We start from the raw sequence: 10,268 nt of genomic DNA, 5'->3' as shown, positions 1-10,268 counted from the left end.
TGGGGTTCCTTCAGCTGGGGTGCAGTCGAGCAACTCCACCATAGCCGGTCCTCCCAATGACCACCTCATCCCAACACGCGGCGCGTCAGCAAATTTCCACCACCAGCGCGGACTCTACCGCAGGAGCCTGCTGATCCATCACTACAGGTACTCCTGCAAGATCGAGCCAAGGGTCATTGTAGATTGCTCTGAGGGCTGGGTAGTAGGTGAATCATGTTGATCATCACCATGTACTCCTCCTCACCTACAGTACCCGTATGAATATGACCCTAAGTACACTGGAGGGCATCTGGAGGGTTAACTGGAAACGGTAAGAGTATTGAACGAATTCGACGAAGATCGCTGTGACTCAGTTCTCGCCCGTCCCGCCATTGTTGGGTTTCCACGCCCAGAGAGCTTCCGTCTCAAACCCAACCTTGGTGCGATCCCGGCCGTCCCGCTTGGCAGCGTACAAGGCGCGATCAGCCCGACGCAGTGCGGAGGTTACGTCATCATCGAAGAGGGCTTCGGCAAGGCCAGCACTAAACGTGTAGGACAGAGTCGGCGCCCCGTTCTGAGCCTTTGCCGCCACGCAGCAGCCCTGCCTGATCTGTTCGATCACACGGGCAGCATCGATGAGGCTGGTGTTCGGGAGGATCAGCAGGAACTCTTCACCGCCCATGCGCCCGATATGGTCATGCTTCCTCAACCTCTCGCGGCAGACACGAGCAAAGTGCTGCAGGACAGCATCACCAGCCTCATGGCCATGCGCGTCGTTGATAGCCTTGAACTTATCGATGTCGATCATGGCGATGCAGAGGCTGGACCCAGTCGCTTTATTCGTGGCTAAGGCTTCATCTAACAGTTCTAGGATGTAGCGGCGGTTTGGCAGATCAGTGAGGAGGTCTGTTCGTGATGCTTGAAGGGCCACTTCATGGGCTTGGCGCAATGACTTCTCGTTCTGCTTCAGGGCTGTGATATCGGCACCTACGGACAAAACCCAGCCATTCGGTAAAACCGTATGGTCGACCCAGAACCACCGCCCGTCAACAAGGTCAGTCTCAAACGACTTGCGGGGAAAGCTTCTACGCCGAGGCAGGGTCCGTGCAATGAAGGCTTCGACATCATTGTCATCAATCCTTACGCCAAGCCCGTTCTTATGCGCGTGGCGGGTGATATCACTGAAGGTGAAAGGACCGTCGTAGTCGCCGAGGAACATGCCGTGGTAGGTCTTGTTCGCATACCGGAGATTGTCGTCGGCATCGAAGATGGAAACCGCTTGTCCACTCTCTGTGAGGGCTTCCAACAAAGACCGGAGAGTCTCGTCATTGATGTCTGAAATAAAATAACTCATCAAGCACTGCAGAAGATGAAGAGAGAAACCACTGTACTCGCCGAGGCTCACCAACCGCAAATATCCGCTCTTTTATAGTAAACGAGAGGCTTCAATTCGGCAGGGTAGGTGGTCGCATTCATTCGAATCAGAGGGAAGACCTTACCGCCTGCTGTAGCTCACAGACACTCCAAGGCTGCCCTCTCCAGCCAGCCGCCAACTGCTCCAGATGACTCCCTTCCCCATACCTCTGCCCACCGTTCGGGATCCTATGCATCTTGGTTGATTGAGTTCACTCCTCCGTGCGTTCCCACACCGCCAGTCGGACGGCTTGGGCGCATCCTCTTCAGGCATTCTCTCGGCCTTGTGCCACCGTCTGGAGGCGGCGATGGACTATGTCAATCTGGTGTCTGCTACCATAGCTCTTATAAGCATTAACTCTAGCGCACTGGCCCAAAGCCGTCCTTTGACCCTACAGATGTCCTGCAATGGCGCAAGACAACTGGTTGCCAGGCAGGGGGCTGCTGTCCTCAACACTGGTCTTGCTCCGCTTTTGTGGAGAGCGGTTTAGTAGCTATCCGGCCAGCCTTTCGAACTGAACCGGACTGACATAATCCAGTGTCGAATGACGCCGGACAGGGTTGTAGAAGCCGTCGATGTATCGGCCGATCGCCTGCCTGGCCTCGGCTCTGGTGTGGAACACCGTGCGCCAGACCAATTCGGACTTCAAGGTCTTGAAGAAGGTCTCGACCACCGAATTATCATAGCAGTTTCCCTTCCCGGACATCGAGATCCGGATGCCGCGCTTCCTCAACTCGGCCTGATACTCGATCGAACAATATTGACTGCCGCGGTCCGCGTGATGGGTCAGCCCCTCACCAGGTCTTCGGATCGCCAAAGCCTTGCGCAGCGCCTCGAGCGCCAATTCCTTGTGCAGCCGGTCACTCACCGCCCAGCCAACCACCCGCCGGGCGAAGAGATCGAGGACCACGGCCAGATAGAGCCAGCCCTCGTTCGTCCACACGTACGAGATATCAGCAGCCCATTTCTGGTTTGGGCGTGTGGCCGAGAAGTCCTGCTCGAGCAGGTTGGGCGCAATCGGAAAGGCATGATGGCTGTCAGTGGTGCGCTTGAACTGCCGCTTCTGCCGGGCCTTGAGCCCGTTCTCCCGCATCAGTCGAGCGGTCCGACGGCGACCGACTTGCAGTCCCTCATCCTGCAGCTCGCGGGTCATGCGCGGACTGCCGTAGGTCTCGTTAGAGAGAGTGAAGGCCGAGCGGATGTGGGCCAACAGAACCAGATCCTCCCGCTGGCGCGGGCTGGCTGGACGCGAGCGCCAGGCGAAGTAGCCGCTCTGGCTGACACCCAGGACTTGGCACAGACGGGTGACGGGGAAGCTCTCTTTCGCCGCATCGATGAGCTGGAACCTCATCGACTTCCCTCCTTGGCGAAAAAAGCCGTGGCCCGCTTGAGGATTTCCCGTTCCTGGCGCAGGATTTCGTTCTCGCGCCGCAGCCGCTTCAGCTCGGCTACCATGTCCTCCTGCCGATCTGCCGGTGGATCGTCGATCTGGCGCTCACGGCGGCGGTCGATCCAGTTGCGCAGGGTCGACAGGCCGACGCCGAGATCCTCAGCAGTCGCCCGTCGGCTGCGGCCGCTGGTCAGGGCGAGCCGAACAGCCTCATCCTGAAACTCTTTCGTAAAGCGTGTCTGGGGCATGGAGCACCTCCTGGATCATAAGAAGTGCTCTCCATTTTTCCGAAACAAGACCACACCGGCCCAGTGACGTATGACCGTTACGTGTCAGCGGTGACCCAGTGTGTCAGGGATGAGACCTTAGACCCTGCCTGGGTGCCGACAGCCGATACTCCTCAATGTCCTATTGGGTATCGCTGTATACCACGCAGCAGACCGTCCGGTGGTGGTTGACGGGCTTGGGAAGTCCGGTGCTGCCTACTCCAAGTCCACCTTCTCCAAGAAGTCTCTGAGTTGCTCCAGACGATACCCTTCCCTGTATCCCATGCCCATAGTCTTGTTGCCCCAGCGGCCGATAGCATCCTCGATGTCCACGGGCGCACTACACCCGCTGCAAGGCCTTGCCGCGGCTGCAAATCCCAACTACAAATAAGGGAACCAGAGCCAAGAAAAAACCTTGCCAAATCAATGGTTAGGCGCTGCCAAGGTGGATCCCCGCAGTCCGCACCATTATCCCGCTACCAGAAGCGAGGAAAGCTAAGAATGAAAGGACCCAGCGGCTGAGTTGAGACGAGCTGCCTTAGACTACGGGGCGGCCTTGGAGAAAGGCGCACAGGTCAAGGAGGGAATAGCTTCAACTCTGGCCACGATGGCAGATGAGCTGGACCGACAGGGTCTATCTCAAATCGCGGACATGCTTCAGCAGGCAAGCCACTACCACAGGTCGGCCAGCATCAAGAGTCGTGTCATCGCTGCTTCATTGACGATTGCTGACTAAAGCATCTCAATCTCGCTACACCACACCCCGCCTTCCGCTGACGCGGGTGGGGATGAGGTTACGTTAGCCTGCCTTCGGGACATCATCTCCTGGCGGCTCCGTTGGGTCGGGCCGCAGGTCAGGTGCGTCGTCTGGTTCTGTTTCGGGGATTGGTGTCGGCAAGTCCGGCTCTGGAAGCACGGGAATGTCGGGCTGTGGCGTATCAGGATAGGGGATATCAGACATTGGGGTGCTCTCAGAACTTCCTCAAGGAAGCCCGCTGCGGCCGAACAGGTTCCCCTGCGCCAGACCTCGCGCGACAGAAATTCTGACCACAAGCGATATCTATGGTAAGACCGTATGTCCGCCTGTGTTGAGTGTGTGGCTCGCCCTACTCTGCGCCTCCTAGGGTTGCTCTCCCGGCTTCCTAGACACCAGCGGCCTCGACCTTGAGTCGGCTCGCCAGGAACCCGGCTGGGCTGCGCGGGTTCAGCCTGCGGTGCTCGGAAATCCCGTCGCCGCCAGACACCGATGATAGGTGCGGTCAGTCCAACCGCGGAGATTGCGCATGGCCAAGGCTCCCTCCTCACGCAAGTCCACCAAGACGAAGGTCTCCACCAAGACGAAGGGTGCGGCCGACATCGTGGCAGAGCGCAAGAGCCGCCCCTTGCCGCGCCTGGAAGCCCCAACCTTCCTGTCACCGCAAGCCACCGAAGATATCGCAGCGGCGCTGACCACGCTTCTCGCGGACAGCCTTGTGCTTTACCTTAAGACCAAGAACTTCCACTGGCATGTCAGCGGGCCCCATTTCCGTGACTATCACCGGATGTTCGACGAACAGGCGGCCGAGATCTTCGCCATGACTGATCCCCTGGCGGAGCGGGCCCGCAAGATCGGTGGGACCACCCTGCGCTCGGTCGGTCACATCGGACGCCTGCAACGCCTTCCCGACAATGACGCCGAGTATGTCGAGCCGGCTGACATGCTCGCCGAGTTGCTGGAAGACAACAGGCAACTGGCAGCCTTCATGCGGCAGACGCACGACCTCGCCGACGACCATGACGACGTCGCTACCGAGCGCATGCTCGAGGAGTTCATCGACCAGACCGAGGAACGCATCTGGTTCCTGTTCGAGGCCAACCGTGGAATACGATCATCTGGACACTGAGCGGGAACCTGACATCCAGTATGGTACTATGCGCCGCTTCCAGACGGCGCTGGGTGAGCCTAGCCGCACTTCCGCACATTCATGCACGGCTCGCCACACCACGTATGAGCCCGGTTACGTCTTTGAGGGAGGGCCTTCGGCATCGCTGCCGGTTGCCGGCGTGAATACCTTCATTCCATTCAAGCTGAAGCTTGCGATGACGGTTCGGGCCGGCTCCGACGACAGCCAATCAAACCATGCTCGAGCGTCGTGCGAGGTCTCCCGAACCAGGTAACTGACATAGTCGGTGAGCAGAACCGGATCCCCTTCCACCAGCACCTCGAGACCGCGCCGGTTCTCCTGGGCCGCTCACGCCATGCGTTCGACCAGAAGGTAGGCTCCCATGTTGCCCGCTTGCTTGAGCACGCTGGCTTCATCGCCGCGGCCTTCGAGGTACCAGGTCGAGCGGGTCTGAACATTGACGCCGATGCTCTGCCACAGGGACAGCTCCAGCTCCCGCGTGCCGAGCGCTGGGCTGCTGGACATGTAGGCGCCGCGAGCCGAGGCAATCCAGCGCAAGGCCTTCCTGATATCCTTCAAACCCCGCACCCGGGCCATTTCCGCCCGTGATCCCACCAGAATGACATCACCCGAGAAGGCGACCCGAGAGGGCGCTTGGCTGGTTGGCTGGAGCCTTTCAGCAAGGCGTCGTGGAAGGAGAGCCGCATCGGCGCCAGCGTCTGACAGCAGTGCAGTTGGGTTCAGCTCGGTGGCGGTGACGCCAATGCCGGTTTCGGCCTGAAACATAGGAGCCAAAACCTGCACGAGTTGAACCAGCGCTCCGGCCGGCACGCCAACCCTGATGGTGCGCTCTTGCGCTCTGGCCGGGCCCAAGCAGAGGAGGGCGGTGACCACGAGAGCCAAGACGATCCGGTACAGTGACATCAAACCTCCGCCGCCCTTAATAGCGGTCATAATGACAACAGGCCGGATCGGCACTGGTTCATCTGATGCGCTGAGGGCAATCCCCGTTCAGCCCGTCCCGTGCGAGGAGGCCGACGCCGGCACGATGTCGGCCTCACGCACCACGCGCTGGATCGGCCCGGTCGCGGCCTTGATCCGGTAGAGTGGTTCGTCATCAGGTCCGGAGGGCAGAAGGCGCAGGATCTCGTAGATCCCGGTGTTCTCGAGAACCCGTTCCCTTGGCCGCACAAGCTGGCCAACCCCGAATCTGTGAGCCATGGCGTCTGTTCCTCGTCCTTGGGCGCGGCTCTTCTGAATGGCCGGCCCGATGCTAAACCAACCGCGTCGCTTGGCTTGGCGTTCCAGCGGATGCTGTCCTGAGGGTTGAGCCATTCATCACCACACTCAAGCCTCGCTCCGTTCAACAATCCAGGAGTAACTCTGCTGCTCGCCGGGATTGCGCGTTGGGCTCATGAGGTCCATGAGTGCCATGGCATCCCTTTGAGGGCAGGTCAGGAGAAGGACGATGCTGAACTGGCTTCGTGGCCCTGGGACCAGCAAGGCCGCACAACCTGCCTGGGTCCCGGAGATGGTCGTTCGCGTGAGCCGCCATGTGGAGGATCAGGTGTTCGCCATCACCGGACAGCGCGGGGCGCTCCTCCCGTCGCACAGCAGCATGACGGATCTGCTGATCGGAGCCTATATCGTGGGCGCCCTTGAGGGCTACGCCCGCACCATTCCTGAGATCCAGAATACGGCCGAACGGGGGAACACCCGTGAACTCCACCAGGGTGCAGCCACCGAGGTGTGCTCGCGAGTGTTCGGTCCGCAATCAACTTCCACAATGGGATGATCCGCCGGCATATCACCCCATCTTCCGGCGGGAGCTTTCCAGCATGTGCTGTCGTGGTGCCCGTGACGGCCGATGCCTGGCTTCCAATGATCCTCTAAGCCTTGCCAAGGCTGGCCGTCTGCTTGCCTTCCTTCCTGCTCGAGATGATGGAGCCACAAGTGCAATGATGCGTCGCCTGCTGGACGCCCAGTGGACCGCAGCGCAAGGGGCGGACGCCATCATCTACCATGCCAGGGTATAGGCTCCCGCACTCAGGACGCGCGAGCCGGTCAGGTGCTGGTATGCGGCGCCCGTCAGAGCTTTGTGTCGGTGATCTGGAAGGGAGCGGAACGCACCTTCCACTCCGCCTCTTCGGCGGAGACGGTCACCACGAAACGCTCCTGACCCGTGCTCCAGTCAGGAATTCGCACGCTTGCTTGGAGTGTTCCATCCGCGCTCGTCCGGCCTTGCTGGAGAATCTCGTAGGCGGTCCGAGGTGCGCCGCCGCCGATGACAACCGCCGTGTCGGAGGGGAGACCCTTGGCGGATACGGTCACCGTCGTACCAATCGTGCCATTCCCGGGCGTGAGCGCGACCTCGGCCTTGCTCACGTCGACGTTTGTGGAGCTAATGCGGTCACCGATGACGCCCAGTCGCTGCCGCAGGTCCGGGTTCTTGTCGAGGAGGTTGTCCACGGACGAGGTGAGATCCCGCGCCATTCCACTCAGCGCGCTGCCGGCCTCCCGGGCGAGCGATCCCAGTCGCTCGGTTGTTGGTTGGGCTGTCGAGGCCGTGAGCTTCAGCTCACGGCCGACCCGAAGGTCATCGGATCCCTCAACCGCCGGGTTGGCCCGCAGGATGGCGGCTTCTGTTGTATCGCAGCGAGCCGCGATGCTGCTGAGGGTGTCCGATCGGCTCACCCGGGTCGCATCGCCACAAGGGGCGGAAGGTTGTGCCCAAACAGGGCTGGAGCCGAGAAAGACCAGGGCAACGGAGCCATAAATGCAGTGCCGAGCGCTCATGGGGATATCCTTGTGTTCGGTTTCCGGCTGCCTGGATGACCTCGATGAGGTTGTGCCCGAAAGGCCTGCAACGTGTCAGAACACTTGGACAGATAACTGGCCCCAGTTGAATTCGTTGCCGGATCGTAGAGACAACTTGGTGACGACAGGGACAACATGATGAGACGGATTGGAGCACTGCATAGGTGGACCTTCCACACTCATTCGGGATTTGCGACGGAGGTTGATCTACCTTGGTGGCCCAGCTCTCAAGCACGGTAGGAACCGGGAAGCGGCTCTGCCTGCGGTGCCCGGGGATCAATCGCGGGGTTGCTGCCACACGGATGCCAGTGATTGAAATCTGACACCCGGTACCCGACAAATGCTGCTTGCCTCAGGTCCAAGGCGACTGTTCAAGTACTTCCAGTGGGTCTCTCGTGAGTGCCGCCTGCGCTTTCGAGAATGAGCCGTATTGTCTCCTCTGGCTGATCCCACATTGGGAAATGGCCACATTTGTCGAACCAGTGCAGTTTGGCGGTCGGAAACGCCTCCTGCGCACGGGCTGCTTGGCGCGGCAGACACAGGCGATCCTGCCGGCCCCAGCCGATCACCACCGGACCGGAACCAGGTGCGGCTGGTCCTTGCTGCTCCGCCCCTTGAGCCAAGTCTTGAACCAGAGCGTCGAAGGTGGGCGTCGCGGCATAGCTCTTCAGCTCGGTCGCAACAAGCTCGGGAGCAAGGGCGCACTGTCGCGCAGAGAGCTGCGCCAGGAGAGCAGTCCGTGCCGCCACGTTGCGCGACAGCATAGGCAGGGTAGGCCCAAGACCACGGACCAGCCGAATGGATGCTCCGATGGTTGTGCGAAAGAACGTTCGCTCCCATCCGCGCCAAAACCCTCCCGGATCGAGGGCAACGACCGCGCCAACGCTCCCCCGGCGAGCTAACTCCAGCACAAGCCGCGCTCCCATCGAACTCCCGACGGCATCGGCTCCCGAAAGCCCCTGTTCGGCAATGAAGGCATCAACACTGTCGGCAAGGCCCATGAAGGTGCCGCTACCGGCTCCGGCGGGCGTGCCGCCGTGGCCGGGCAGATCGATAGCAATCACTTCACGCTCTTCAGCAAGGGCAAGAAGGATGGTGCTCCAAGACCGCCAACTACCCCCCAGGCCATGAACGAGGAGCAGGGGCCGCCCCTGTCCCCGACGAACAACATGCATCATTCACCGCCTCCGTGCAGTTCGGCGCGGAGTAGAGGATGAGCGGAGACTATTGCTCTGCCTGTGGCCACCGTATCGGGTCCTTCATGTTTGGAAAGGCACTCGTGGACACCAACGCCCTAGCCTGGCTTCTGGTGCAGCGTTGTTGGTGAGGCCTCCCGCGGTTTAGCGATCGAACCGACCAGTTAGTGGAATCTACCCCAATCAGCCGCCCGACCCTGGGGCACCAAGCGTTAGGATTTGTCCTTAGGTTCTTGCCTGAAGGCCGTGGCTTCAAGACATGAGCTGGCTTCTGTGTCGGTCAGTGGCGCCGGCGGTCCGTCCGCGTCGCGTCGTCCTGCCGCTTGGGCTCTCCCGCACCATCAACGGTGACCTCGTTCAGGTGACGTGGGGCAGGCGGTCTGTCGCCCGCAGGCCATCCCTCGCGCTGACGCGTGCGGTCCCCATCGGCCTCCTCAGTCTGATCGTGCAGGAGCACCACGTTAGTCGGGAACGGCAGGTCGATGCCGGCATGACCCAGCGCCTGCTGAACGGCCTCGATCACGCGTCCGCGCACATCCACCACCTCCGCGCGTTGTGGCCGGGTCCACCAGTGCACCTTGATGTTGACGCTGGACCCGGCCAGCTCCCAAGGGACGGCTTCAGGCGCGGGCTGATCGGAGACGCCCGGCACTCCGTTCAGGGCGCCGCGGATCACCTCGCAGGCTTTCCCCACATCGTCACCGTACCCGATCTCGATATCGTACTCGCTACGGCTCTGCTCGAAGGCCGTGTTGACGGTGACGGACTCGGTGTAGACGCTGCTGTTGGGGATGATCACCCGCTTGCCATCGTAGGTCCTGATCAGGGTCGCCGGTGCCTCGATGCGCTCGACTGTTCCCTCGTGCTTGCCGACCACAATCTGATCACCCTGGCGGAAGGGTTCTGTCGCAAATCCGGATCAGAGCCGAGAAAGGATCAGGTACTTCTGGAGAGCTCATGCGGCGAGCAGATCGAATTGCTCCGCGAGTGACAGCTGCAGATTGTGGGCATATTTCGCCTGTCCTTTCCGCATCATGTGAACCAGTTCAATCCCGCCCAGGATCACGCGAGCGTTGTTCAAAAACTTGAATCCCAGAATCGGCCGGATCCGCCGCTTGATCGCCCGATGATCCTGTTCGATTCGATTATTGAGGTAGGCACTCTGCCTGATCCGGATCGGCTTCAGATCGCGTCTCGACCTATCTTGGAGCCGGTGTTCCGTATCGCAGGACAGCATCGCTTCTCGGTTAGTCTGGCTATCATCGATCATGATCCTCTCGGGCCGGCCATGCCCCTTGAGTGCCTTGCGCAGGAACTGCTTGG

The 10,268-nt window shown here is 60.7% G+C and carries 10 protein-coding genes and 1 pseudogene; 2 read left to right on the top strand and 9 right to left on the bottom strand.

The genetic code is table 11. From position 1 onward, the window contains the following. Positions 1 to 349: 349 nt before the first annotated feature. Positions 350 to 1,333 (bottom strand): sensor domain-containing diguanylate cyclase, encoded by a 984-nt coding sequence (locus tag JKL45_RS28500; RefSeq protein ID WP_201865155.1) that lies wholly within the window; start codon positions 1,331 to 1,333, stop codon positions 350 to 352. Positions 1,334 to 1,886: 553 nt separating this feature from the next. After that, positions 1,887 to 3,031 (bottom strand): IS3 family transposase gene (locus JKL45_RS28495; protein WP_376771091.1). Its coding sequence is split into 2 segments (ribosomal slippage): positions 1,887 to 2,773 and positions 2,773 to 3,031, totalling 1,146 coding nucleotides; the frame shifts between segments, so codons are not numbered across the junction. 1,301 nt (positions 3,032 to 4,332) lie between these two features. Between JKL45_RS28495 and JKL45_RS28490 the strand changes: the two genes are divergently transcribed. Then, on the top strand, positions 4,333 to 4,932 hold the full coding sequence (locus tag JKL45_RS28490) for a Dps family protein (protein WP_201865153.1): 600 nt from the start codon (positions 4,333 to 4,335) through the stop codon (positions 4,930 to 4,932). Positions 4,933 to 5,280: 348 nt separating this feature from the next. Here the strand turns inward: JKL45_RS28490 and JKL45_RS28485 are convergent, their stop codons facing one another. Next, complete coding sequence (locus JKL45_RS28485) at positions 5,281 to 5,856, bottom strand: substrate-binding domain-containing protein (protein ID WP_201865152.1); 576 nt, start codon at positions 5,854 to 5,856, stop codon at positions 5,281 to 5,283. 87 nt (positions 5,857 to 5,943) lie between these two features. Continuing rightward, positions 5,944 to 6,153, bottom strand: a complete 210-nt coding sequence (locus tag JKL45_RS28480; protein WP_201865151.1) for a hypothetical protein — start codon at positions 6,151 to 6,153, stop codon at positions 5,944 to 5,946. Between the two features lie 247 nt (positions 6,154 to 6,400). Between JKL45_RS28480 and JKL45_RS28475 the strand changes: the two genes are divergently transcribed. Continuing rightward, a complete protein-coding gene (locus tag JKL45_RS28475) occupies positions 6,401 to 6,727 on the top strand; it encodes a hypothetical protein (RefSeq protein ID WP_201865150.1) in 327 nt (108 codons plus the stop codon). Between the two features lie 293 nt (positions 6,728 to 7,020). Here the strand turns inward: JKL45_RS28475 and JKL45_RS28470 are convergent, their stop codons facing one another. The 5 genes and pseudogenes from JKL45_RS28470 to JKL45_RS28455 all read right to left on the bottom strand — a co-directional run. After that, positions 7,021 to 7,728: a LysM peptidoglycan-binding domain-containing protein gene (locus JKL45_RS28470; RefSeq protein ID WP_201865149.1), complete on the bottom strand. Its 708-nt coding sequence runs from the start codon at positions 7,726 to 7,728 to the stop codon at positions 7,021 to 7,023. A 392-nt stretch (positions 7,729 to 8,120) separates the two neighbouring features. Next, positions 8,121 to 8,927: an alpha/beta fold hydrolase gene (locus JKL45_RS28465; RefSeq protein WP_246499079.1), complete on the bottom strand. Its 807-nt coding sequence runs from the start codon at positions 8,925 to 8,927 to the stop codon at positions 8,121 to 8,123. 298 nt (positions 8,928 to 9,225) lie between these two features. Further along, a complete protein-coding gene (locus JKL45_RS28460) occupies positions 9,226 to 9,738 on the bottom strand; it encodes a hypothetical protein (RefSeq protein ID WP_376771092.1) in 513 nt (170 codons plus the stop codon). Next, positions 9,715 to 9,840, bottom strand: a pseudogene (locus tag JKL45_RS31000) (mechanosensitive ion channel domain-containing protein); the annotation flags it as partial. The gene JKL45_RS28460 and the pseudogene JKL45_RS31000, both read right to left, overlap by 24 nt. A 60-nt stretch (positions 9,841 to 9,900) precedes the next feature. After that, the coding region (locus tag JKL45_RS28455; RefSeq protein ID WP_201865147.1) for a DDE-type integrase/transposase/recombinase at positions 9,901 to 10,268 on the bottom strand (368 nt) is incomplete at its 5' end.

The sequence above is a fragment of the Microvirga soli genome, assembly GCF_016734765.1.
Classification (GTDB): domain Bacteria; phylum Pseudomonadota; class Alphaproteobacteria; order Rhizobiales; family Beijerinckiaceae; genus Microvirga; species Microvirga soli.
The sequence above is the reverse complement of the archived record's forward strand: the minus strand, read 5'-3'. Positions and strand labels throughout refer to the sequence as shown.

Excerpts from the sequence above, each read along its gene's own strand:
- JKL45_RS28470 (WP_201865149.1), bottom strand. The coding sequence starts at position 7,728 with ATGAGCGCTCGGCACTGCATTTATGGCTCCGTTGCCCTGGTCTTTCTC.
- JKL45_RS28490 (WP_201865153.1), top strand. The coding sequence starts at position 4,333 with ATGGCCAAGGCTCCCTCCTCACGCAAGTCCACCAAGACGAAGGTCTCC.
- JKL45_RS28475 (WP_201865150.1), top strand. The coding sequence starts at position 6,401 with ATGCTGAACTGGCTTCGTGGCCCTGGGACCAGCAAGGCCGCACAACCT.
- JKL45_RS28465 (WP_246499079.1), bottom strand. The coding sequence starts at position 8,927 with ATGATGCATGTTGTTCGTCGGGGACAGGGGCGGCCCCTGCTCCTCGTT.
- JKL45_RS28485 (WP_201865152.1), bottom strand. The coding sequence starts at position 5,856 with ATGTCACTGTACCGGATCGTCTTGGCTCTCGTGGTCACCGCCCTCCTC.
- JKL45_RS28480 (WP_201865151.1), bottom strand. The coding sequence starts at position 6,153 with ATGGCTCACAGATTCGGGGTTGGCCAGCTTGTGCGGCCAAGGGAACGG.
- JKL45_RS28500 (WP_201865155.1), bottom strand. The coding sequence starts at position 1,333 with ATGAGTTATTTTATTTCAGACATCAATGACGAGACTCTCCGGTCTTTG.